The following is a 22,877-nucleotide window of genomic DNA, read 5'->3' as shown; positions in this document are numbered from 1 at the left end:
GTGCATTGGTTAATGACTTTCACTGTCATTGGGCGCGAAGTGACTTCTTTATTGGAAGTTTGATACGGAATGCTCATCGTATCGGTGCTTTCGGCAGTTCCAATGCATCAACGCTTTAGCCTGAAGGCAACATTAAGGATCGATTTGTCTGATGTGTATCAGTTTACGTTCCATAACCAACTAGAGTTGGTAACATATTTTTTTGAACAAACTGAATTAAACGCAACAGTTTGTCATTTTGCCGATATAATAAGCCTTCGGCGTCGGCATAATTCTTTAGGACCTGTCCGAGCTGGTGATGAAAGCATCATTTTGATTGAGGTTTCAATCAGGGAAATTTCCCTTTAGATGTTCACTTACGGTGGTATCCGTGCGCTGACTATATCAAACCTTGCAGCATCTGCCTATGGGCTAAGCTTAGATTTCTTGTGAAAAAACTAAGCTAATCGGTCATTTATTAATCAAATTTCGTAAAATTTCAGGTTTAAATATTAGTATGAATTCTACACAGCAATGGCAAAGTGTCACTTGGTTTGAGGTGGATGAGCATCAAGCAGGACAACGAATCGATAATTTCCTGTTTTCACGTTTGAAGGGTGTACCAAAGAGTCGAATTTATCGTTTGATTCGTGAAGGTCAGGTTCGCGTAAATAAAAAACGTATTAAAGCCGAGACCAAACTTGCAATTGGGGACCAGATTCGTGTTGCGCCTATTCGCTATGAACAAAAAGATGAAAATGCTGTTCCTGTAAGCGACAGTGTGGCACAAAGTTTATTAAGCCGTGTAGTTTACGAAGATGAAGGATTATTAGTTGTAAATAAACCATCAGGTATTGCCGTACATGGTGGGAGTGGTGTGGCATATGGTTTGATTGAGGCACTACGCGCGGCAACAGGTAAAAAATATTTAGAACTGATTCACCGTATTGACCGTGATACTTCTGGTCTAGTCATGATTAGCAAAAAACGTAGCACTTTAAAGTTGCTACAAGATATGTTGCGTGAACATAAAATTCGTAAGACCTATGCCGCCATTGTAAAAGGTCAGGTGAGCCTTGATAAACAACTCATTGATGCTCCTTTATTTCGTTACGAGTTACCAAATGGCGAGCGTCGTGTACGTGTATCTAAAGAAGGTAAGCCAAGTAAAACTGAATGGGTGGTTGCAGAACGCTTTAAAAATGCCACGTTGGTACATGCGTCACCTCTATCAGGCCGTACTCATCAAATTCGCGTACATGGTTTAAGCATTGGACATCCATTGGTGGGTGATGATAAATATGGACATAACACTGCTTATGCGGGTCCTGAAGCACGCCGTTTGTGTTTACATGCCATGCGTTTAGATATTCCGGGTTATCCGACTATCGAAGCACCGTTACCAGAAGACATGACCCAGTTATTAGAGGCTTTGAGAGTAGCAAAATGAGTCTGAAAACCGAATTAGTGATTTTTGACTGGGATGGTACTTTATATAATTCTGTTGGTCAGATTGTTGCAAGTTTACAGCATGCAGCAGAGCAGCATGAGTTAACTCTGACTGATGAAGCTGCAAAAAGTATTATCGGTTTAGGTTTACCGGAAGTGATGCAAACTTTATTTCCGGAAGCGCCAGAGCTACATGAATCGATTTTAAAAGCATATGGCGATCACTATATTGCAAACTCGACAAGTGATGCATGGTTTGAGGGTATTTCTGAGCTACTCCATGATTTAAAAGCCCAAGGTTTAAAACTTGCTGTAGCGACAGGTAAAAACCGCCGTGGCTTAGACCGTGTGATTGCAAAAACACAGAGTACTCATCTGTTTGATGTTACTCGCGCAGCCAATGAAACTCGTTCAAAACCAGATCCACTTATGTTGCAAGAAATATTGACTGTAACTGGAGTAAGTGTCGAGCGTGCAGTCATGATTGGCGATAGTAGCTATGACCTTGAGATGGCACAGCGTTTAGGTATGCCACGTATTGGTGTTGGCTATGGTGTGCATTCGATCGAAGTTCTACAACAGTTCCAGCCTTTAACGATTGCTAAAGATGTACCTGAGCTGCATAACTTTTTAAGAGAGTACGCAAAGTTATCTAAAGCAGATGTAGCGTAATTTAGAATGATATAAGAAGGGGGAATTTATTCCCTCTTATTGTATGTCCAATAACAATAAGACGAGAAAAATGAGTCGTTCTATTCGTTTGTTAAATCTTTTACAACAACTCCGTGAATTCCGTTATCCAGTGACTGCCCAAGTCTTGGCTGAACGCATGGGAATTAGTGTTCGTAGTATTTACCGTGATATTGATAGTCTACGTGCACAAGGTGTGAGAATTGATGCATCGGCGGGATTAGGGTTTCAGCTTAAAGAAGATATTGTATTGCCACCAATGACGCTCAATGAAAATGAAGTTGAAGCTATTTTTTTGGCGTTGTATTGGTTGAAGAGTGTACCTGATCAATCTTTACAATCGGCATCTACCTCAATCTTAGCTAAATTAAATTCTGTTTTGCCTGAGCATCGTCAATATTTATTACAGCAGACGACTTTAAGAGCATTTAACACATGGCTACCTGTAGATGAAAAACAAGTCGAACAGATACGTTTAGCCATTCGGCAGCAAGTCAAAATTTCGATGCATTATCATGATGAACAACAGCGAAGTAGCGTTCGAACTTTGTGGCCTTTTGCCTTGGGATATTTTAATGACAAAATTGTGTTGGCTGCATGGTGTGAACTAAGACAGGACTTTCGGCATTTTAGAATGGATCGTATTCAACACTTGAGTTTAACCCAAGAGTTATATCCATCATTTAAACAGCAACTGTTCCAGCAGTGGTGGGCACAAGAATCGCAAAGGACTACTGACAAAAACTGACAAAAGATACTTGTAGACTAGAACCACGATAAACAAGGAGCCATAAAAATGAGCCTTAAACTTTATACTAACAAAGAATCGCGTGGTGTAGTTATCGACTGGCTTTTAGTCGAGCTTGGTGTTGAATGTGAGCGTATTGAAGTCGCATACCGAACTGAGATGAAATCACCAGAATATTTAAAACTTAATCCTTTTGGAAAGGTACCTGTATTGGTAGATGGCGATGTCGTTATTTATGAGTTAGGGGCAATTTGTGCATATCTAGCGGACAAGTTTAGTGACAAAGGTTTAGCACCAGCCTTGAATGATCCAAAGCGTGGTTTGTACTATCGCTGGTTGTTTATGATGGCAGGCCCTTGGGAAGCAGCTGGCGTCGATAAAGCTTTAGGAATACAAGTCACTCCTGAGCAAAAAATGTTTGTTGGTTATGGTGATTACAACGATGCTTACCAAGCTTTGGTTCAAGGATTAAGTGAAGCAAATCCATATTTATGTGGTGAACAGTTCACCGCAGCAGATGTAAGTGTCGGGGCGATGCTGCTATGGCAATTAAAAATGAATGCGATTGAATCACATCCTGCCATTACCCGTTATGTTGAAACGATCAAGCAGCGTGAAGGTTTAAAACAAAGTACTATGGGGCAACTGCTGTAAACCGAATATTTTTACAAGTCACCCAAATGGGTGACTTTTTAATTTCAAATGACTTTAATTTGTAAGAAAGCCAGCAGCCACGTTAATACAAATCGCCAAAATGGTCGTGTTAAAGCCAAATGCGAGTACGATATGAAATAAGTTGAGCAAACGCATATGTCTGGTGGTGACCGATACATCTGCTGTTTGTGCTGAGGTACCAATAATATAACTAAAATACAAAAAGTCGGGATACGTTGGATTTTTGGTTCCCGGAAACTCTAGTCCACCATTTTCTTCATTTCTGGACAAAGCCATATAAAAATCGTGAGCATAATGTAGAGCAAAAACGGTATGCATAAAAAGCCATGCTGAAACAATGGTGAGCAAAGCCAAAGCGACATGTCCTAATTTTGCATAATGATCAGAGGGCAACTGAGATAGCTGTACTAAAATAGCAACCAGACACATAGAAATTGCAAGTAAAACAATGAGCATAATGACCCATTTACTTTCGTCTTGTTTTTTAGCTTGCTGTTGCATTTGTGAATGATCGGCACTTTTCATCAGTTTCCAAACATGGAGTAAATACAAACTGATGGCACCATTCCAACTTGCCAATAAAATGGTAGACCATTTCCATGAAGTGAACCATGTCAGTAAGCCCGCCGCAATAAAACCAACAAATAAAGCAATAAAGAAGTGAGGGCGGTTTTGTATACTACGTCCTAAGTGCTGTAATAGTCCTACCATTTAATCAACGCTCCTTATGCTTATAGTAAATATATTATTTTTTACTGTTTGGTTAATTTAACATTAAGTTTTATATATGCTTTATACCTTAGATTATCTTTTTTATTTTAATATTTATTGATAATCTAAAATATAAAAAAACTTATTGCAAATTAATTAATCGATAAAAAGTATCAAATAAATTTCAATTTAATTTACTTCATACTTTAATTTAGATTCTTTAGACCATTTATTATTTAATAATAAAGATATATTTACTCGATAGTGCTTAATCTAGATTTTTGTCGAGATGGAATACTTTATTGAGTTGATCAATAAACTTTTTAACACCTACAGACTCTGTATTTTTACGATAGCTCACAAATAAATCTAAAGATGGTAATTCAACATCTAAAGGACGAACTACAGTATTAGAAACACCTAAAGGTGCGACATAAGCTGGTAAAATCGTACAGCCTAAACCTGAACCAATAGAATTAATATTGAGTAAAATACTATCGGCCTTTTGTACTATATTCAGGTCAATGCCATTGGTTTTCGTAAATTCCAAAATTGTATTGTGTAGAGTGTTAGATTGTTCAGCAGCAGGAATAATAAAATCAATACCATGCAGTGCTTTTACTGGAATACGTTCGTATTTGGCGAGTGGATGATTTCTTGGTAATAAAAAAATTAAAGGTTCTGTTAAAACAAATTGGCTTTGTATTTCATCAGTTTCAGTATTTTCACGGGTAAACGTGATATCAAGCTCACCTCTTTTTAGAGCTTTGAGTTGCTCTGTATTGTTTAAACTTGATAACTCGATGGTAAGGTCAGGATGTTGTAAGCGTAGATTTGGAAGTACGTATGGGAAAATTTTCATTTCTGCAATGGGGACGAAACCAATACGTAATAATTGCTGTTTCGCCTTTGAGACTTGGCGTGCCATTGCTACTGCTTTATCTGCTTGAGCAAGCGTTAAACGAGCATGCTCTAAAAATACTTCACCTTCTTCTGTTAACTCGACCTTACGTTTTGTGCGGTTTAAAAGTCGTACCCCGACATCTTCTTCTAAATCTTTAATTTGTTGACTAAGAGAGGGTTGAGCAGTATAGAGTTTGAGAGCGGCCTTACTAAAATTTAATTCTTCAGCAACAGTGATGAAATATCGAAGATGGCGTAATTCCATAAGACTAATCCAAAAAATGTCTTACTATGATTTAAGTAAAGTATAAAGCATAAAACTATATAGCGTGAAGGTGGTTTAGATATTTATAAAATAAATGAAAATTTATAAATCATTATTAATTTAATATGAAAAATTTTTTAATTATTAATTTATAAAATATATTAATCTACCTTCACAATCAAATTTATTTTAAATTTTAGTAATAAATTTTAATTAGTTTTAGGAAATCACTTAAAGTTTTCTCATATTATGAAAAAAGAATAATTAATTCAATTGTTGAGGCTCTGATTTTTCGAACAAAAAATGTGTCTAGAGTATTTTTTTAGTAAATGTATCATACTTATATTTCTATATTTTTTCAGTTTTTCTCATTTTATTTATGTTCAATAAAATTTGATGAATTTAAGCAACTTTAAAAATAATGGATTAACTAAGATAAAAGTAGTTCACCCCTCAGTTATAGGTTACCTATTATATACTATTGTTATGTTATACAGTAGCTTTTAATAAGAACTGTAAGTAACGAATCACAAACTCAACACATCTAAACATTTTTTTGTGGCACTTTAGATTGATGTATGTCGGCGGCGACAAAATAAAGGGATATTTATATGATAAATAAGTGTAAGTGTCATAGCTTAATTTATTTAAATCGCTAAGATAGAAAACTGAATGATTCATCCTCCTGATGCTACAACCGTAGAATAAGCCCATGAAAGACAAGCCGACATTAACTTATCAATTGCCGACTCAGTCCTGTTGGACGCATACATGGATAAAACCACCTTTTTGTCATCCTGAATTGGGCCATGAAAAAGACACACGTTTTTATAATCAGCAGCCTAGATCGCCTGCACGAGGATCGAAAGAATTATTGCGTTGGTTAGTGACTCGTGAATCTTATACATGGAACGTCGATATTCAGAATGAGTATGAGGTACGTGTTAATACGCCAATTGCTTTACCGCAGAATCGTCCTCATGCAGACTTAGATGATTGGCAAGTTTGGTTTGTAGGTCACGCCACTGTACTCATTCAAATTGGACCATATAACTTTATTACTGACCCAGTCTGGTGTGATTATGCGAGTCCACTGCATGGCCGTGGCCCGCGCCGTGTATGTCCAGCGGGTTTTGCATTGGAACAGTTGCCAACCATTCATGGGGTTCTACTGAGCCATAATCATTATGACCATATGGATTTAGCAACGCTTGAATGGCTACATAAAAAATTCGCTATGCCGATTTATACAGGGCTTGGCAACGGGTTTTACTTGCCTAAAGAGTTCCATGTCATTGAAATGGATTGGTGGCAGGAAATTCCTTATCACGAGTTAAGAATTGTTTATACACCTGCTCAACACGGTTCGGGGCGGGGCTTACGTGACCAAAATAAAGCACTTTGGGGCGGCTTTTCGGTTTTAGCAAAAACAGGACATTGTTTTTTTGCTGGTGACACTGGCTATGCAGGGCACTTCAAACAGATACATGCACGTTATGGCGCACCACGTGTTGCCTTACTTCCAATCGGAGCTTATGAACCTCGTAAACTAATGAGCTATGTTCATATGAATCCTCAAGATGCAGTTCATGCACATTTAGATTTACAAGCGCATCGGTCTGTTGCGATTCACTATCGAACCTTTCAGTTAACAGATGAAGATCGGGAAGATCCAGAGCATGCGTTAGCTCAAGCGATTAAAGCATCATCAAAACTTGCTAATCCTTTTTATTGCATTCGAGAAGGGCATAAATTGACTGTCTAAAACGCTATTATTTTTATATTAAAAAAGCCAGTTCAATTTGAACTGGCTTTTTATTATTTTGACTAAAATTAAGCTAAGTCAAAACGGTCAAGGTTCATAACTTTTGTCCATGCTGCAACAAAGTCTTGAACAAATTTTTCTTTACCGTCGGCTTGAGCATAAACTTCTGCTAATGCACGTAAGATTGAGTTCGAACCAAAGACTAAATCATTACGTGTTGCAGTAAATTTGACTGCACCGGTCTTACGGTCTTTGCCTTCAAATACTTCACTTGTTGAATCAACAGGTGCCCATACATTCGACATGTCGAGTAAGTTCGTAAAGAAATCTGTGCTGAGTACACCAACTTGCTGAGTGAATACACCATGTTGTGATCCATCCCAATTGGTGCCCAGTACACGTAAACCACCAATTAATGCAGTTAATTCTGGTGCAGTCAAAGTCAGTTGTTGGGCTTTATCAATCAATAAGATTTCAGCTGGTGTGTTAATACCTTCTTTCTTCCAGTTTCTAAAGCCATCAGCAGCGCCGAGTAGTAATTGGAAAGTTTCGATATCAGTTTGACTTTGTAATGCATCAACGCGACCAGGAGCAAATGGAACGCTAACGTTAAAACCTGCCGCTTGAGCAGCTTGCTCTACACCAACGTTACCTGCAAGCACAATTAAGTCAGCCAATGACAATTGAGTTGATGCTTTGAGTTCTTCAATTTTAGTTAAAGTCTCAACTGCTTTTTTATTGACTTCCCAACCACGTTGAGGAGCTAAAGCAATGCGTGCACCGTTTGCACCACCACGTTTGTCTCCACCACGGAATGTTGATGCTGATGCCCAACCAAGAGAAACTAACTCACCAGCAGATAATCCTAACGCAGCGATTTTTGCTTTTGCATCAGCAATGCTTGCAGCAGATGGAATAGCGCTGGCAGCAGGTAATGGGTCTTGCCAAATTAAATCTTCAGCAGGGACTTCAGGACCTAAATAACGCGCTTTGGGACCCATATCGCGGTGAGTTAATTTGAACCATGCACGAGCAAAAGCATTTGCAAACGCTTGAGGGTCGTCATGGAAGCGACGAGAGATCTTTTCAAACTCAGGGTCAAAACGTAAGGTCAAATCTGTAGTCAGCATTGTTGGCTTACGTTTAACTGATGGGTCGAAAGGATCAGGAATGATTGCCTCAGCATCTGCTGCGACCCATTGAATTGCACCAGCAGGTGAACGCTCTTGTACCCACTCGTATTTGAATAGGTTTTCAAAGAAGTGATTGCTCCATTGTGTTGGAGTTTGTGACCAAATCACTTCTAAACCTGAAGTAATTGCATCTTTACCAACACCTGTACCAAAGCTATTTGACCAGCCAAAGCCCATTTGCTCGATTGGTGCTCCTTCTGGATCAGCATGAACATGATCAGCAGAGGCTGCCCCATGGGTTTTACCTAAAGTATGACCACCTGCAATCAAAGCAACAATTTCTTCATCATCCATTGCCATGTTGCCAAAAGTCGCACGAATAAACGGTGCAGCTGATCTTGGGTCACCACTGGCTTCTGGACCTTCAGGGTTTACATAAATTAGACCCATTTCGGTTGCAGCAAGGTTACTGCCTGCCAATGCTTCAGAGTTACGATGAGCTAACCATTCTTTTTCATCGCCCCAATTTACATCGTTGTCTGGTTCCCAAACATCTTCACGACCGGCACCAAAACCAAAGGTACGGAAGCCAGAAGACTCAAGTGCAATGTTTCCGGCAAGAATAAATAAATCTGCCCATGATATTTTTTGACCGTATTTTTGTTTAACTGGCCATAATAAACGACGTGCTTTATCTAAACTTGCATTGTCAGGCCAGCTATTTAAAGGGGCAAAACGTTGTTGACCACGACCCGCACCACCACGGCCATCACCCATACGATAAGTACCGGCTGCATGCCATGCTAAACGAATAAATAAACCTGTGTAATTTCCCCAATCGGCTGGCCACCAATCTTGGGAATCGGTTAATACATTTTTGATATCGGCTTTGAGCGCGTAGTAGTCAATTTTTTTAAATTCTTCGCGGTAATTAAAATCTTTACCAAGTGGGTTAGAGCGTTCCGAGTGTTGATTGAGCAAGTCAACGCGTAATTGATTTGGCCACCAGTGCAAATTAGTCGTGCCACCACCGACTGTGACTTGCGGTTTTGAGTTATGACCTGAAAAAGGACATTTTGATTCGTTTGACATGATTATATTCTCTCTGGGTAATATTTATTTGAGCTCTTAATGGAACCGAAGGCTCATTTTCCTGGACTTCTGGGTTAAAAAAATGATGCATATCGAATAAAGAAATGAGAGAACAAGTGGTGAGATAAACCGTTTTAAAATTTTTCACTGTTATGTCAGCTCATCATTTTTACTCAACAATACATGAGTTTCCTTTGTTTATTATTCCTTCAATTTACTGCATGAAGGCTAAAAAACAAGTGGGAAAATGGTTCGACTTTTGCAAATAATGATGCATGGCATGAGCTCCTTAATCATTGAAACATCGCAATATCTTTCAATTTCGTTCTTTAAATATACTAGAATCTGATCATTTATTTTTCAAATGGATTAAATTGGCTATATTAATAGATAAAACCGATTTTAACGGTGAGGTAAAATTGTTGAGTCCGGTAAATGTGAATTTGAAAATAAAAGAGAAAATCTAAAAAATAGTTCAATAAAAAAGGAGAGTTAAAACTCTCCTTTTAAAGTATTTATACGGTTACAAGACGGTTAGATTTAACCATATCGGCTAAACCATGCGTTTTAAAGTAGTACTCGAGCCAGCTTTTTACAATAAGCGGGTTATTCATTTTCATAACATCATCAAGTAACTTTTGGGCATCTGTCATTGGTACATGACAAATTGCTTTACGCACACGTAAGATGTTGCTTGAACTCATAGAAAGGGTATTAAAGCCCATTGCCATCAGTAAGATTGCGGATAATGGGTCACCTGCCATCTCACCACAAATACTTACCGGTTTTTGGTACTTGTGACATTCCTTCACCAGTCGAGTCAAGGCACGCAAAATGGAAGGATGGAAGTGTGAATATACGCTGGCCACATGCGGGTTATTACGGTCCACTGCAAGCAAGTATTGAGTTAAATCATTTGAACCAACCGAGAAGAAATCGACAAGCTCTGCAAACTCATCAATTTGTAGTAGTACACTTGGTACCTCTACCATAATCCCGATTTTTGGTTTAGTAATTTTAACTTGCTCTTCTTCTTGCACAGCTATCCAGTCACGCTCAAGTAAATAAAGTACTTCTTCGACTTCACTGACTGTTGTCACCATTGGCAACAGAATATGCAAGTTATTTAAACCAATACTGGCTTTGAGCATTGCACGGATTTGTGCCGAGAAAATCTCTGGATGATCGAGCGTAAAACGAATACCACGCCATCCTAACGCCGAGTTTTCTTCTTCAATACTGAAGTATGGTAAGTCTTTATCGGCACCAATATCGAGAGTTCGCATCACCACTGGTTTATTGGCAAAGTGGCTCAACTGTTGACGATAGATAGCACGTTGTTCTTCTTCACCTGGGAAACGTTCCCGCAACATGAATGGAATTTCACTTCGATATAGGCCCACACCTTGCGCGCCGCGTTGTACGCCGCGAACAACATCAATCATGAGACCTGTATTTACAAAAAGTTGAACTGATACTCCATCTGGAGTAATCGCTTCTTTGGTCTCATATTGTTTGAGATCTTTTGCGATTTGCTCATCTTCTTTTTGAATTTCTTTATAGCGTTGACGTAAACGACGTGGAGGGTTTACAAAAACACGGCCCTGATACGCATCCACAATCATTTCTGCATCATCAAGCGTGTTAACAGGTAACTCAGTTACACCAACCACTGTTGGAATTCCCAATGCACGCGCCACGATCACCATATGTGAATTGGCTGCACCTTCTGAGGTTACAATGGCTGCAATATTATCTACTGGTAACTCCACGAGCGCAGCAGTACTAATTTCTTCACCAATTAAAATACTGTCTGGGCTGAGTTCACGGTGGCTTGAATCTTCTTCTTGCAAAGAAGCTAAAATACGACGTCCTAAATCTTTAAGGTCGGAAACGCGTTCGCGAAGATAGTCATCTTCCATTTGCGCAAATAGGGCAGTGTGCTTTTCAATCACACGGCGTACAGCACCTTGCGCCCAATGACCATCACGAATCAGATCTTTAATTTCTGCAGGTAATGCATTTTCATCTAGCATTCTTAAGAAAACACTAAATAAAGCGCGTTCTTCTGCCATGAGTGAATCATGCATTTTTTCGTCTAAAGAACGAATCTCTGAACGAACTGATGAGATCGCTTGATCTAGAAGACGAAGTTCATGGCTAATATCTTCTGCTTCACGGTCAGGCACTGCACCCAAATCGGCAGGTGGATATAAAATAATAGCGCGACCTAAAGCAACACCGCCTGCACCTGAAGCACCTTGGAAGGTTTTATAGGCAGGCCCATTGCTTGGCTTACGAAATACATCGATATTGCCAACCGCGTGAGCATGTGCAATTACCCCAGAAAGCTGAGCACAGAGCGTAACTAAAAAGGACTCGGCTGCTTCGCTAAAGTCTTGAGGAAGTCTATTTTGGACAACTAAAACGCCCATAACCTTACGACGGTACATGACAGGTACGCCAAGGAATGAGTTATAAATTTCTTCGCCCGTTTCAGGTAAATACAAGAAGCGCTCGTGCTTTGGTGCATTGTCAAGGTTAACAATTTCTTCACGTTGCCCAACCAGACCGACCAAGCCTTCACCTAACTGCAATGAGACATGACCAACTGATTCTGGATTTAAGCCTTTTGAGGCCATCAAGACATAACGCTGGTTGCGTTCATCGAGTAAATAAATAGAGCAAACATCCACTTTCATGGCCTCAGCAACCTGATTGACCATAATGTCTAACGATTCATGCAAACTCACGGACGCATTAATCTCTTGGACAATGCGTCTTAGAGTGTCGAGTTGCATGTTTGACATGGATGTATACTCCAGTATTTTTTAGACTATGAATGTATTTATAACAGCACTTTTAATAAAAATCATTTGCTAGATAAATGATTTTTAGGGTAATTGTTGCAACGGCAACTGTGTACACAACTCCACCATGGCTTTCCGGTAAACATCACGCTTGAAGTTCACCACTTGACCAAGAGGATACCAATAGCTAACCCACTGCCATTCGTCGAATTCGGGCGGGTCTGAGAGGTTTAACTGAATATTTTTTGCAGGCGCAGTTAACTTCAGTAAAAACCATTTTTGTTTCTGTCCGATACATACGGGGTCAGAGTCTGACCGAATGTACCGATGTGGCAAACGATAACGCAGCCATCCCTTGGTTTGCGCAATAATCTGGACATGTTCGGGCAATAAGCCGATTTCTTCTCTCAGTTCTCGAAAAAGTGCCTGTTCAGGTGTTTCTCCAAACTGGATGCCTCCTTGTGGAAATTGCCAAGCATTGTGACCAATGCGCTTTGCCCATAAAACCTGTCCATCATCGTTTGCCAAAATGATCCCGACATTGGGTCGGAAACCTTCTGAGTCGATCATTTGGCTACCTAAATATTTATCTATATCGTTGACTTTAATCGCGGGGACAAACACTTTTTTATGTCCAGCTCGAAAAGATCAAAGTAAAATGTTTAAATTGCTACGATCTTAACGAATTTCTATCGACTAGCGGAGATAGATTTACATTTTTTTTCTTAAATTTCAGTTTAAACGAGAATTTTCATGAAACTGGCGTTGTTTGATTTAGACCATACCTTGTTAAATACCGATTCAGACCACTCGTGGGGTGAATTTTTAGTCAACGAAGGTTTGGTTGATCCGGTTCATCATCGTCAGATGAATGATAAATTTTATGAAGATTACAAAGCAGGCCAACTTGACCCATATGCTTATAATGAATTCGTTTTCGGTTTCTTAACAAAGCATGACAATAGCTACTTAACCGAGCTTCACCAGTTGTTCATGCAAAAAGTGATTCGTCCACAAATGCGTCCTAAGGGTTTTGATGCAATCAAAAAACATCAAGACTTAGGTCATACTATTGTGGGTATTACGGCAACGAGTGATTTTATTACTGCGCCAATTTTCCGTGAATTTGGTATTACTGAAATTTTAGCGACCAATGCCGAAGTGGCTGATGGAAAATATACGGGTAAAGTTGCGGGCTTGGCATGTTATCAAAAAGGTAAACTTGCACGTCTTGATGATTGGTTAGCAGGACGTAGCGTATCTGAGTCTTGGGCGTATTCAGATTCAATCAATGACCGTTTTTTACTTGAATATGCAACGCATGCGATTGCGGTAAATCCTGATGATCGCCTAGAAAAGTTAGCTCAAGAGCACAACTGGGAAATTCAGGACTGGTCGATTTAAGATGATCGAGTTGGAAGAGCTATGTATTAGATAAGCTCTTCCAACTCTTCATTCATTAGGTTTAAATCATTTTTTTATATTCCTTGAAAATCCTAATCCAAAAATAAATATTGATAAGTTCAATAAAAATAAATTTTAAAAATGAGGTAATTAATGTCAAAAACACCACAAATTAAATTACCAAAACAACTTTGGAATGATCAAAGTATTGATTTAACACGCCATCGCTATCAGGGGAAATTACTGAGTAAAAGTGAAGGCTTTAAATTAGGTAAAGCTCAACGTAAAAAAGTACCGCGTGAACAGTTATCAAAGCTTTCTGAACGACCACAAGGTACAACTGCCTTAACGATCTATGATTGGAGTAATCAAGGACGCTTAGAAAAACTCAAACCGATTCGTGCAAAACGGATGAGTATTTCACCATTTACATTTTATCGTGGCATGCCTTCTTTGATGCTATTTGACCAAGCATGGGAGCAGGTAAATACAGGTTTATTTCAACAGATTTGTGGTGATTGTCATTTAAGTAATTTTGGTGGTTTTGCAAGTCCAGAACGTAACCTGTTATTTGGAATTAATGATTTTGATGAAACTTTAGTTGCCCCGTTTGAATGGGACGTAAAGCGTTTAGCAACCAGTTTTGTGATTGCAGCACGTGATATTAATCTTGCAGATAAAGTGGGTTTAAGAGCAATTAAAATAATGCTGAGTAGTTATCGTCAGCACTTATTAGAAAGTGCGAAACTTTCACCACTACAAGTTTGGTATGAAAAAATTGATGCCATTACCTTATTAGAAAATACTGAATGTCGAGAACTCAGAAAGAAAAGCGAAAAGGATATTAATTCAGCGCAGAAAAAAACGGTGTATTCTGTTTTGCCAAAGCTTACACAGCAAGACCAAGAGACAGGTTTACGTCATTTTGTAGATGATGCGCCGTTATTATGGCACCCAAGTGCAGATGAACCATTTAGTAAAGATGTTGATGTATTCTTTCAACAATACCGTGATTCCTTGAAATATGATCGCCAAGTCCTTTTTGATCGTTATCAATGTACAGATGTGGCTTTTAAAGTGGTGGGTATTGGAAGTGTTGGTACACGATCAGCCATAGCATTATTTCAAGATGCAGATCGGGAGCCGTTAATTTTACAAATGAAAGAAGCGAATCCATCAATTCTTAGTCCGTTATTTGTAGAAAAAGTAAATCACGAAGGTGAACGTGTAATACATGGACAGCAACTGATGCAAGCCGCAAGTGATATATTTCTTGGATTTTCTTCAATATCGAATCAACATTTTCATGTACGTCAGTTACGTGATATGAAAATCTCTTTTAATCTTAATGATATGGATGAGGAGTATTTCTATAAGTATGCTGAAGATTGTGGCTTAGCTTTAGCGCATGCCCATGCAAAATCTGGAAATGCAGATGTACTTATGGGATATCTTGGAGAGGGCGATACGATTGTAGACGTATTACAAACGTATGCAGAAGAATATGCAGAGCGCAATTTAAACGATTATCAACAATTTATGAATGAAGTTGCAGAGGGTAAAATTCCACTCGCTGGAGATGATGCGCTTTAAGAATAAGTATGCTGTTACAGATGACATGAAATAATTCGAAAGGTTAGAGAAAAAATGTTTAATAAAATTATGTCTGGTTTGGGTCTTCAAGGCGTAACGGTAGAAACCGTTTTACACAATCCAAACTTGCAAGCAGGTGAGACACTGCATGGGGAAATTAGCTTCAAAGGGGGATCATCTGATAAAGAGATTAATGGTCTTTATTTGAAGTTGATGACAATGGCAGAAGTTGAATCTGGTGACCATGAGTTTAATCAACCTTTGGTCTTACAAGAGTGGTTAGTAAATTCTCGTTTTTTATTGCCTGCACATCAAGCTTATTCCTTCCCTTTCAGTATTCAATTACCATTTGAGACACCGATTACCGAAGTCGCTTGTCGAAGAAATGGTACACGTGTTTGGATTCAAACTCATATGGATGTTGATTGGGGATTAGATGCAACTGATCGTGATTATTTAAAAGTACTGCCAACTCCCGCTATGCAAATGTTTTTACAGGCCATGCAGCGATGTAGCTTTATTTTATCAACAGTTGATGTAGAAAAAGGTCAACTTACTGCACGAAATTTTAGATCAACAATTGGTTGTTACCAAGAACTTGAATTTGTCTCTTCACGTATGTTTAGTGGGTTTAATGAGGTTGAAGTCTCTTTCGTTGCAGAACCTAATCAAACTCACGTTATGCTTGAAGTTGACCGTCATTTTCGATCAGATCAACTATTAACGATGACCATTCCACATCATATGCTTGATGAAAACCAAATGGTGCAACAAATTCGAAGCCTATTGCAGCTTTGATAAATTAAATTAGATGCTTAAATGAGTGTCTTTTATGCATCCTGCATCATTTTAATCAATTCTTGCATAGCTCTAGATTGAGTACGTGCAGGGTGCCATACCATACCTAATTGGCGATTCATCTCGACATCTAAATCAAGCTGCTGCATATCCTGATTCAGTAGAGTTTTTGGTAAAACTGACCAACCTAAACCAATAGAGACCAACATACGAATAGACTCAAGAGGGTTATTACTCATGGTGATTTTGGGTTTAAGTCCTTGTTTTTCGAACTCAGCCAAAGTGATTTGAGCTGTATAAGTTTGTGCGGCAGGCAATAAGCTTGGGTATTCGATTAAGTCTTGTAAGGTCAGATTTTTTTGCTGTGCCAATGGATGAAATGGGGCAGCTACAAAAACTAAAGGATCATTCCAGATGGTAATGTAGTTAAGACGCTCATCTCCTGAAGGAGGAAGCGTTAAAAATGCAAGCTCTAAATCACCAGCAAGGACCTGTTCATGCGCTTGTTCTGAATCAACAAAATGCACGTCTAGCGTGACTTGTGGAAACTGCTGAACAAAATGCTTAAGTGGGGCAGGCAAGTGATGCAGCCCGATGTGATGGCTCGTCCCGATTTTTAAACGGCCTTGTATTTGCGTTTGTTCATGACTCAGTGTGTGGTGAATATCTTTAAGTTCATTTAACCAGTTTTTGACTTTTGGTAATAATGAATGTGCAGCATGAGTGGCTTGAACCCCACGTCCTGCCGACTCAAATAGCTTTACGCCGAAATATTCTTCGAGACTATGAATACGTTTGGTGACAGCAGGCTGGGTAATAAAGAGTTGATCTGCAGCCACAGAGATAGACCCTGTTTCCATAACTTTTACAAAAGCTTCAAAGGCTGCAAGATTCATAATACAACTCTACTTGGGATAGAAAAATCGAGAGAGGCTAAAGTCGCCGAGCCAAAATCGTATCATGCTTGCAGCCAAACGTTCTATAAACTTGTGATTTGGCGTATTAATCTTAACCTAAGCAGTTGTCTCTTTTTCGTTTAAGGCTGAAATACGACGGTCTTTTGCTGCCCATACTTTTTCATGAAAGAAAAATGCAAATGCTTGTACTGTTGGTTCTAACATACTTAAGGTTAAAGCCATCCAAATGTTACCTGTTACAAAGTACGCGACTAGCATTGCTACCGTAATATGCATAATGTAGTAACTTAAAGTTTTCTTTAATGTACGTTGGTTATTTACAACGAATTTTTGAATATTAGCCATCATCGTTCTCTCTACCTATATTTGATATTTTTAGTATAGAGATGAGAGTATAAGATTAAAAATGGATTATGCAAATGATAATCATTAACAAATCCGATTTATATATTTTGCGTGATACTAATAAATACGGGAATGATTCCTAAAAGTTTTCTAATTTATAAAAATGATAAATTAGATTTATGTGAAACTCTGGCTATAATCGAAGAAAGATTAGAATTACCCAGTCCAATGGAGCAAGACGACATGGCAGGCAAAACTTTATATGACAAATTGTGGGATGACCACGTAGTTACAGAGCGTGATGATGGTTCGTGCTTACTTTATATCGACCGTCATTTATTGCATGAAGTAACAAGTCCACAAGCATTTGAAGGTTTGCAACTTGCGGGTCGTCAACCGTGGCGTTTAAGCGCAAACGTAGCTACACCAGACCATAACGTTCCAACGTCTAAAAAAGAGCGTGATCAGGGCATTGCAGGTATTGAAGATGATACGTCTCGTATTCAAGTTCAAACTTTAGATGATAACTGTAAGGCTTTTAATATTGTTGAATTTGGTATTAATGATATCCGTCAGGGGATTGTGCATGTTGTTGGTCCTGAACAAGGCTTAACATTACCAGGTATGACTGTGGTATGCGGCGACTCGCATACAGCAACTCACGGTGCTTTTGGTTGTTTGGCGCATGGTATCGGGACATCTGAAGTTGAACATGTTTTAGCGACACAATGTTTGATTCAGAAAAAATCAAAAAATATGTTGGTTCGTGTTGATGGCGTTTTAGGTAAGGGCGTAACACCAAAAGATGTCGTGTTGGCCATTATCGGTAAAATCGGTACTGCAGGCGGTACGGGTTACGCAATTGAGTTCGGTGGTCAGGTTTTCCGTGATATGTCGATTGAAGGACGTATGACGGTATGTAACATGGCGATTGAAGCTGGTGCTCGTGTGGGTATGGTCGCAGTTGATGATAAGACTATTGAATACGTAAAAGGCCGTAGCTACGCACCAAAAGGTGAGCAGTGGGAACAAGCGGTTGCTTACTGGAATACTTTACATTCAGATGATGATGCTGTTTTTGATGCTGTAGTTGAGTTAAATGGCGCAGAGATTGAACCACAAGTGTCTTGGGGAACTTCACCTGAGATGGTGATTCCAGTGTCGAAAGCTGTACCAACCTTAGAACAAGCCAAAGATGACGTACAACGTAGTGACTGGACGTGTGCGTATCAATATATGGGTTTAAATGCAGGTCAAGCATTGGGTGATATTCAACTTGATCGTGTGTTTATTGGTTCTTGCACCAACTCACGTATTGAAGATATTCGTGCTGCTGCTGAAGTAGTTAAAGGCCGTAAAGTAGCCTCTAGCATTAAGCAAGCGATGATTGTTCCGGGTTCTGGTTTAGTTAAGCAGCAAGCAGAAAAAGAAGGTTTGGATAAAATTTTCTTGGAAGCTGGCTTTGAATGGCGTGAACCGGGTTGTTCAATGTGTTTAGCAATGAACGCAGACAAATTACAACCAGGCGAACACTGTGCATCGACATCAAACCGTAACTTTGAAGGTCGTCAGGGTAATGGTGGTCGTACTCACTTGGTCAGTCCGGCAATGGCAGCTGCTGCTGCAATCGCAGGTCATTTTGTTGACGTTCGTTCATTTTAATTCGGTCTGGAGCAAACCATGAAAGCTTATACAGTTGAACAAGGTATCGTTGCACCATTAGATCGTGCCAATGTCGATACAGATTTAATTATTCCAAAACAGTTTTTAAAATCGATTAAACGTACTGGTTTTGGCGACAACTTATTTGATGAACTTCGTTATTTAGATGAAGGCTATCCAGGTCAAGATAACTCGGTGCGTCCAAAAAATCCGGACTTTGTTTTGAATCAGCCTCGTTATCAGGGAGCAACAGTTTTAATTGCTCGTACGAACTTTGGTTGTGGTTCAAGTCGTGAGCATGCACCTTGGGCATTAAATGAGTATGGTTTCCGTACCGTTATTGCACCAAGCTTTGCTGATATCTTCTTTAATAACTGTTTTAAAAATGGCATGTTACCAGTCATTTTGCCTGAGAATATTGTTGACCAGTTATTTAAAGAATGTGCTGCAAATGAAGGATATCAATTAACTATTGATTTAGCTGCGCAAGAAGTTCGCACGCCAACCGGCGAAGCGTTTAAATTCGAGGTAGATCCATTTCGTAAGCATTGCTTGTTAAATGGCTTGGATGATATTGGTTTAACGCTTCAAAATGCGGACGCAATTCGCGCTTATGAAGAAAAAACTAAACAGGTTCGTCCTTGGGTATTCCAAGAGATAAATTAACCTTTTGGTACATTTTAAACATAGTCATGGCGTCGTGTTCAAACTCTTGCTAACATGCTAAAGCATAACAACAGCTTAAAATTATGCACTAGATGAGGATTGGGCTTGAACAATGAAGAGGAACGTTACTCATAGCTTTTTGTTGGGCCTGTGCGCAATAACACTGAGTGCTTGTCAGAGCACTCATAATGTAGTGGATACTGTTCGTATTAAGCAGGCTGAACAAGAACATTTGGGGCAAAATGCAGCAATATATTGTTCGGGCGCAAAAAGTTGCGAATTTGAACGGCTAAATGATATTACTGTTGTTGATGCACAGACACGTAGAATTAGTAATCAGGCAATTCATCAAGGAATTGTGAGATTAAATGGTTCGGTGTTGAGTCAAAGCAATAGCTTGTATCTATCTGTGCCTGCGAAACAATATGAAGTGGTGATTCGTTACTATCCGATTTCTCCAGATCGGGCAGAAACGATCCATGTTATTCACCAATTCAAAGCTAATCATCGCTATATGTTTAAAATGTACCGAGACAAATCTAACCGTTCGGGTAGTTTGCTCAATGTTTCTGTACCAGATCCATTATGTGTTGACTTAGAGCAGGATGGGCGTGTAATTCGCCGTTTTTGTCGACCATTTGATGTAACCACAGGACTCGGTGAATTTCTCGAACAGAAAAAACTAACACCACGACAGTCATAACGCTGTCTTGTCTTTGAAAATGGAAAACTTCATGTCTAAACAGATTTTAATTTTGGCTGGTGATGGGATTGGTCCTGAAATTGTTGGGGCAGCAGAAAAAGTATTAAATAAAGTAAATGAAAAATTTAATTTGTCGTTGACTTGGGAACATGGCCTATTGGGTGGTGCAGCGATTGATGCTCATGGTGAACCGTACCCAGCTGTAACAAGCGAACAAGCAAAGAAAGCTGATGCCATTTTATTAGGTGCCGTTGGCGGACCAAAATGGGACACCATTGAACGCTCTATTCGCCCTGAACGTGGTCTTTTAAAAATTCGTAGTGAACTTAACTTGTTTGCTAACTTGCGCCCAGCGATTTTATACCCACAATTAGCCGATGCTTCTAGCTTAAAGCCTGAGATTGTTGCTGGTTTAGATATTTTAATTGTTCGTGAATTAACAGGTGGTATCTACTTTGGTCAACCACGTGGTATTCGTGAACTCGAAAATGGTGAAAAACAAGGCTATAACACTGACGTTTATTCTGAAAGTGAAATTAAACGCATTGCAAAAGTGGCTTTTGAACTTGCAGGATTACGTGGTGGTAAAGTTTGTTCTGTAGATAAAGCAAACGTTTTAGAAGTGACAGAGCTTTGGAAGCAAACGGTTACTGACTTACAGCAAGCAAACTATCCAAATATTCAGCTTTCACATATGTATGTGGATAATGCTGCAATGCAACTTGTACGTGCTCCTAAACAGTTTGACGTAATCGTTACAGGCAACTTGTTTGGCGATATCTTATCTGACGAAGCAGCAATGCTTACAGGCTCAATTGGTATGTTGCCATCAGCTTCTTTAGATGAAACTGGCAAAGGCATGTATGAACCTTGTCATGGTTCGGCGCCTGATATTGCAGGTCAAAATGTGGCAAACCCATTAGCAACCATTCTTTCTGTTGCAATGATGCTTCGTTATACCTTCCGTGAAGAAGCTGCTGCTAAAGCAATTGAAGATGCAGTAGGGCAAGTACTTGATCAAGGTTTCCGTACAGCCGATATTATGTCTGAAGGCATGACTAAAGTAGGTACAGCCGAGATGGGTGCAGCAGTTGTTGCTGCTCTTGCTTAATCGCTACTTTGGTAAAAAACGCAGCTTGAAGCTGCGTTTTTTATTGTCGAAAGGTTTTAACAGGCTTTGCCCTGATATTGGATTGATTCAGCAATGTCATTTTTAAGCTGAAAAATAACTTTGCAACTAAAATTAACATCGTAAGAATTGCTTCCTAAAGACCCCGATTGAATAGGGACTGGATTACCACCCATTTCAACATTGCTCACCATAGGAATGGGAATACTTAATGGCCGTAAAATTGTGTAGATGAGTTGATTTGATGTTTTCTGTGGAACATGAGCAATTTGAAAACCAAGACCGCGTAAGTTTAGTTCTTGTTGAATGGTGGTCGAAGATTTGCCCAGAAAGCCTTTTAAATATTCCTGTAAGTCGACAGATTGGCGTGGGACATTTGCACAACCGTTAAAATGAATAAGTATCACTGAGAGTAAGCTTATTCGACATAGGGTCTGTATATTCATTTTTCTCTCTATCACATTATATTTATTATTAGATAACGGTAGGTTGGATTGCCTAGCTTGTAAAGGGAAAAAGGAAGTTTATGATAAATGGAGAATGAGTTTATCTAGGAATTCATACTCATATCCAAAAGGCTTTATAATTATTTTGCAAAAAACTTAAGGAAAACATGATGAAAAAAATACTTTTAGCATTTTTATGCAGCTTTGGAGTAACAGCGGTATATGCCGATAATTGTGACACTACTCGTAATACTTATGATGATATTTACTGTACAAATAAAATCTATGCGAGTGCTGATGCAGACCTGAATAAAAACTATCAGGCATTAAGAGCAAAATTGAATACAGCGCAACGAAGTACGCTTAAGAAGTCTCAGCTTGCTTGGATACGTCAACGTGATGCTGAATGTACAGATTCAAATAGAAATAGTGTAGACGTGCAATGCCGTTTACAGACAACGCAAGAAAGAAACCATTGGCTGCAAGAAAGATTGCGTGAATGCCAAACAGTTGGGTGTAAAACCAGTCGATTAAGTGAATAAATAACGCAATAAAAAAGCCACTTCATGATGTGGCTTTTTTGCATTCACTAATTAGCGAGCACGGTACGTAATACGACCTTTAGTTAAGTCATATGGAGTCATTTCGACTTTCACACTGTCGCCAGTAAGAATACGGATATAGTGTTTACGCATTTTACCAGAAATGTGTGCAATAACTTCGTGACCGTTTTCAAGACGTACACGGAACATCGTATTAGGAAGCGTTTCGGTGACAACGCCTTCGAACTCAATGAGTTCCTCTTTATTGGCCATAGCCTACCTGATGATCAAATTGGAAAGGCGCAAATTATAGTCAATTTATTTAAAAAAAACAAGATAGACATCTTCTTGTTAAAGCATCTGGTTAAACTATGACTAGTAAAAAAAGATGCAATTTTTTTCACAAAACAACTCTAATTCTGTTGTCAGTTTGGTCAATCAACGCTAATCTA

The 22,877-nt window shown here is 39.1% G+C and carries 22 protein-coding genes; 13 read left to right on the top strand and 9 right to left on the bottom strand.

What is annotated here, in order from left to right; all coding sequences use genetic code 11:
• The first annotated feature begins 496 nt into the window (after positions 1-496).
• The 4 genes from AC1PJ9_RS07155 to AC1PJ9_RS07140 all read left to right on the top strand — a co-directional run bounded on the left by AC1PJ9_RS07155 (position 497) and on the right by AC1PJ9_RS07140 (position 3,520).
• Positions 497-1,429, top strand: coding sequence for an RluA family pseudouridine synthase (locus tag AC1PJ9_RS07155; protein WP_087607023.1), 933 nt, complete (start codon positions 497-499; stop codon positions 1,427-1,429).
• Positions 1,426-2,100 carry an HAD-IA family hydrolase gene (locus AC1PJ9_RS07150; RefSeq protein WP_263612843.1) on the top strand — a complete coding sequence of 225 codons (675 nt, stop codon included), beginning with the start codon at positions 1,426-1,428 and terminating at the stop codon, positions 2,098-2,100. The genes AC1PJ9_RS07155 and AC1PJ9_RS07150 overlap by 4 nt, the downstream gene beginning before the upstream one ends.
• A 70-nt stretch (positions 2,101-2,170) precedes the next feature.
• Positions 2,171-2,866, top strand: a complete 696-nt coding sequence (locus AC1PJ9_RS07145; protein ID WP_263612844.1) for a helix-turn-helix transcriptional regulator — start codon at positions 2,171-2,173, stop codon at positions 2,864-2,866.
• A 48-nt stretch (positions 2,867-2,914) separates the two neighbouring features.
• Entirely contained in the window at positions 2,915-3,520 is a 606-nt protein-coding gene (locus AC1PJ9_RS07140) for a glutathione S-transferase family protein (protein ID WP_022575817.1), read from the top strand.
• Between the two features lie 54 nt (positions 3,521-3,574).
• On the opposite strand, the gene AC1PJ9_RS07135 is transcribed toward AC1PJ9_RS07140, so the two are convergent.
• Positions 3,575-4,252 (bottom strand): DUF1345 domain-containing protein, encoded by a 678-nt coding sequence (locus AC1PJ9_RS07135; protein ID WP_263612845.1) that lies wholly within the window; start codon positions 4,250-4,252, stop codon positions 3,575-3,577.
• A 268-nt stretch (positions 4,253-4,520) separates the two neighbouring features.
• A complete protein-coding gene (gene hcaR / locus AC1PJ9_RS07130) occupies positions 4,521-5,420 on the bottom strand; it encodes a DNA-binding transcriptional regulator HcaR (protein ID WP_263612846.1) in 900 nt (299 codons plus the stop codon).
• Between the two features lie 712 nt (positions 5,421-6,132).
• Between hcaR and AC1PJ9_RS07125 the strand changes: the two genes are divergently transcribed.
• The gene (locus tag AC1PJ9_RS07125; RefSeq protein WP_263612847.1) at positions 6,133-7,185 is read left to right on the top strand and encodes an MBL fold metallo-hydrolase; all 1,053 of its coding nucleotides are present in this window, start codon (positions 6,133-6,135) and stop codon (positions 7,183-7,185) included.
• A gap of 68 nt (positions 7,186-7,253) precedes the next feature.
• Here the strand turns inward: AC1PJ9_RS07125 and katG are convergent, their stop codons facing one another.
• The 3 genes from katG to AC1PJ9_RS07110 all read right to left on the bottom strand — a co-directional run bounded on the left by katG (position 7,254) and on the right by AC1PJ9_RS07110 (position 12,790).
• Positions 7,254-9,410 (bottom strand): catalase/peroxidase HPI, encoded by a 2,157-nt coding sequence (katG, locus tag AC1PJ9_RS07120; RefSeq protein WP_311069515.1) that lies wholly within the window; start codon positions 9,408-9,410, stop codon positions 7,254-7,256.
• A gap of 515 nt (positions 9,411-9,925) precedes the next feature.
• Entirely contained in the window at positions 9,926-12,220 is a 2,295-nt protein-coding gene (ptsP, locus tag AC1PJ9_RS07115) for a phosphoenolpyruvate--protein phosphotransferase (protein WP_263612849.1), read from the bottom strand.
• A gap of 84 nt (positions 12,221-12,304) precedes the next feature.
• Positions 12,305-12,790: an RNA pyrophosphohydrolase gene (locus AC1PJ9_RS07110; RefSeq protein WP_019458019.1), complete on the bottom strand. Its 486-nt coding sequence runs from the start codon at positions 12,788-12,790 to the stop codon at positions 12,305-12,307.
• Between the two features lie 183 nt (positions 12,791-12,973).
• Here AC1PJ9_RS07110 and AC1PJ9_RS07105 point away from each other — a divergent pair, with 183 nt between their 5' ends.
• From AC1PJ9_RS07105 to AC1PJ9_RS07095, 3 genes are all read left to right on the top strand, one after another.
• A complete protein-coding gene (locus tag AC1PJ9_RS07105; protein WP_032048122.1) occupies positions 12,974-13,624 on the top strand; it encodes an HAD family hydrolase in 651 nt (216 codons plus the stop codon).
• 153 nt (positions 13,625-13,777) lie between these two features.
• Positions 13,778-15,217: a DUF2252 domain-containing protein gene (locus AC1PJ9_RS07100; protein ID WP_311087166.1), complete on the top strand. Its 1,440-nt coding sequence runs from the start codon at positions 13,778-13,780 to the stop codon at positions 15,215-15,217.
• A gap of 54 nt (positions 15,218-15,271) precedes the next feature.
• On the top strand, positions 15,272-16,015 hold the full coding sequence (locus AC1PJ9_RS07095; protein WP_019458022.1) for a sporulation protein: 744 nt from the start codon (positions 15,272-15,274) through the stop codon (positions 16,013-16,015).
• A 32-nt stretch (positions 16,016-16,047) separates the two neighbouring features.
• Here the strand turns inward: AC1PJ9_RS07095 and AC1PJ9_RS07090 are convergent, their stop codons facing one another.
• Complete coding sequence (locus tag AC1PJ9_RS07090; protein WP_019458023.1) at positions 16,048-16,911, bottom strand: LysR family transcriptional regulator; 864 nt, start codon at positions 16,909-16,911, stop codon at positions 16,048-16,050.
• Positions 16,912-17,028: 117 nt separating this feature from the next.
• Entirely contained in the window at positions 17,029-17,277 is a 249-nt protein-coding gene (locus AC1PJ9_RS07085; protein ID WP_031944325.1) for a DUF2061 domain-containing protein, read from the bottom strand.
• 243 nt (positions 17,278-17,520) lie between these two features.
• Between AC1PJ9_RS07085 and leuC the strand changes: the two genes are divergently transcribed.
• The 4 genes from leuC (at position 17,521) to leuB (ending at position 21,419) form a co-directional block, all read left to right on the top strand.
• Positions 17,521-18,939, top strand: a complete 1,419-nt coding sequence (leuC, locus tag AC1PJ9_RS07080; RefSeq protein WP_311087165.1) for a 3-isopropylmalate dehydratase large subunit — start codon at positions 17,521-17,523, stop codon at positions 18,937-18,939.
• An 18-nt stretch (positions 18,940-18,957) separates the two neighbouring features.
• The gene (gene leuD, locus AC1PJ9_RS07075; RefSeq protein WP_086495923.1) at positions 18,958-19,605 is read left to right on the top strand and encodes a 3-isopropylmalate dehydratase small subunit; all 648 of its coding nucleotides are present in this window, start codon (positions 18,958-18,960) and stop codon (positions 19,603-19,605) included.
• Between the two features lie 112 nt (positions 19,606-19,717).
• Positions 19,718-20,308, top strand: coding sequence for a hypothetical protein (locus AC1PJ9_RS07070; RefSeq protein ID WP_086495924.1), 591 nt, complete (start codon positions 19,718-19,720; stop codon positions 20,306-20,308).
• A gap of 31 nt (positions 20,309-20,339) precedes the next feature.
• On the top strand, positions 20,340-21,419 hold the full coding sequence (gene leuB, locus AC1PJ9_RS07065; RefSeq protein WP_311087164.1) for a 3-isopropylmalate dehydrogenase: 1,080 nt from the start codon (positions 20,340-20,342) through the stop codon (positions 21,417-21,419).
• 56 nt (positions 21,420-21,475) lie between these two features.
• Here the strand turns inward: leuB and AC1PJ9_RS07060 are convergent, their stop codons facing one another.
• Positions 21,476-21,883 carry a hypothetical protein gene (locus AC1PJ9_RS07060; protein ID WP_311069519.1) on the bottom strand — a complete coding sequence of 136 codons (408 nt, stop codon included), beginning with the start codon at positions 21,881-21,883 and terminating at the stop codon, positions 21,476-21,478.
• A gap of 167 nt (positions 21,884-22,050) precedes the next feature.
• On the opposite strand from AC1PJ9_RS07060, the gene AC1PJ9_RS07055 reads away from it, so the two are divergent.
• Positions 22,051-22,425: a lysozyme inhibitor LprI family protein gene (locus tag AC1PJ9_RS07055; RefSeq protein WP_081400361.1), complete on the top strand. Its 375-nt coding sequence runs from the start codon at positions 22,051-22,053 to the stop codon at positions 22,423-22,425.
• A gap of 51 nt (positions 22,426-22,476) precedes the next feature.
• Here the strand turns inward: AC1PJ9_RS07055 and infA are convergent, their stop codons facing one another.
• Positions 22,477-22,698 (bottom strand): translation initiation factor IF-1, encoded by a 222-nt coding sequence (gene infA, locus AC1PJ9_RS07050; RefSeq protein ID WP_001284370.1) that lies wholly within the window; start codon positions 22,696-22,698, stop codon positions 22,477-22,479.
• Positions 22,699-22,877 lie beyond the last annotated feature (179 nt).

It is taken from the genome of Acinetobacter sp. 70_2 (assembly GCF_056736115.1).
Note: the sequence above shows the minus strand (reverse complement) of the source record. Positions and strands in the feature narration are given on the sequence as shown.

Bases quoted from the DNA above. Each gene is read 5' to 3' on its own strand.
- AC1PJ9_RS07095 (WP_019458022.1), top strand. From the start codon at position 15,272: ATGTTTAATAAAATTATGTCTGGTTTGGGTCTTCAAGGCGTAACGGTA.
- AC1PJ9_RS07100 (WP_311087166.1), top strand. From the start codon at position 13,778: ATGTCAAAAACACCACAAATTAAATTACCAAAACAACTTTGGAATGAT.
- infA (WP_001284370.1), bottom strand. From the start codon at position 22,698: ATGGCCAATAAAGAGGAACTCATTGAGTTCGAAGGCGTTGTCACCGAA.
- AC1PJ9_RS07085 (WP_031944325.1), bottom strand. From the start codon at position 17,277: ATGGCTAATATTCAAAAATTCGTTGTAAATAACCAACGTACATTAAAG.
- AC1PJ9_RS07145 (WP_263612844.1), top strand. From the start codon at position 2,171: ATGAGTCGTTCTATTCGTTTGTTAAATCTTTTACAACAACTCCGTGAA.
- leuB (WP_311087164.1), top strand. From the start codon at position 20,340: ATGTCTAAACAGATTTTAATTTTGGCTGGTGATGGGATTGGTCCTGAA.
- AC1PJ9_RS07090 (WP_019458023.1), bottom strand. From the start codon at position 16,911: ATGAATCTTGCAGCCTTTGAAGCTTTTGTAAAAGTTATGGAAACAGGG.
- AC1PJ9_RS07150 (WP_263612843.1), top strand. From the start codon at position 1,426: ATGAGTCTGAAAACCGAATTAGTGATTTTTGACTGGGATGGTACTTTA.
- AC1PJ9_RS07060 (WP_311069519.1), bottom strand. From the start codon at position 21,883: ATGAATATACAGACCCTATGTCGAATAAGCTTACTCTCAGTGATACTT.
- AC1PJ9_RS07110 (WP_019458019.1), bottom strand. From the start codon at position 12,790: ATGATCGACTCAGAAGGTTTCCGACCCAATGTCGGGATCATTTTGGCA.
- AC1PJ9_RS07070 (WP_086495924.1), top strand. From the start codon at position 19,718: ATGAAGAGGAACGTTACTCATAGCTTTTTGTTGGGCCTGTGCGCAATA.
- ptsP (WP_263612849.1), bottom strand. From the start codon at position 12,220: ATGTCAAACATGCAACTCGACACTCTAAGACGCATTGTCCAAGAGATT.
- leuD (WP_086495923.1), top strand. From the start codon at position 18,958: ATGAAAGCTTATACAGTTGAACAAGGTATCGTTGCACCATTAGATCGT.
- AC1PJ9_RS07155 (WP_087607023.1), top strand. From the start codon at position 497: ATGAATTCTACACAGCAATGGCAAAGTGTCACTTGGTTTGAGGTGGAT.
- AC1PJ9_RS07105 (WP_032048122.1), top strand. From the start codon at position 12,974: ATGAAACTGGCGTTGTTTGATTTAGACCATACCTTGTTAAATACCGAT.
- AC1PJ9_RS07140 (WP_022575817.1), top strand. From the start codon at position 2,915: ATGAGCCTTAAACTTTATACTAACAAAGAATCGCGTGGTGTAGTTATC.
- katG (WP_311069515.1), bottom strand. From the start codon at position 9,410: ATGTCAAACGAATCAAAATGTCCTTTTTCAGGTCATAACTCAAAACCG.
- AC1PJ9_RS07135 (WP_263612845.1), bottom strand. From the start codon at position 4,252: ATGGTAGGACTATTACAGCACTTAGGACGTAGTATACAAAACCGCCCT.
- leuC (WP_311087165.1), top strand. From the start codon at position 17,521: ATGGCAGGCAAAACTTTATATGACAAATTGTGGGATGACCACGTAGTT.
- hcaR (WP_263612846.1), bottom strand. From the start codon at position 5,420: ATGGAATTACGCCATCTTCGATATTTCATCACTGTTGCTGAAGAATTA.
- AC1PJ9_RS07125 (WP_263612847.1), top strand. From the start codon at position 6,133: ATGAAAGACAAGCCGACATTAACTTATCAATTGCCGACTCAGTCCTGT.
- AC1PJ9_RS07055 (WP_081400361.1), top strand. From the start codon at position 22,051: ATGATGAAAAAAATACTTTTAGCATTTTTATGCAGCTTTGGAGTAACA.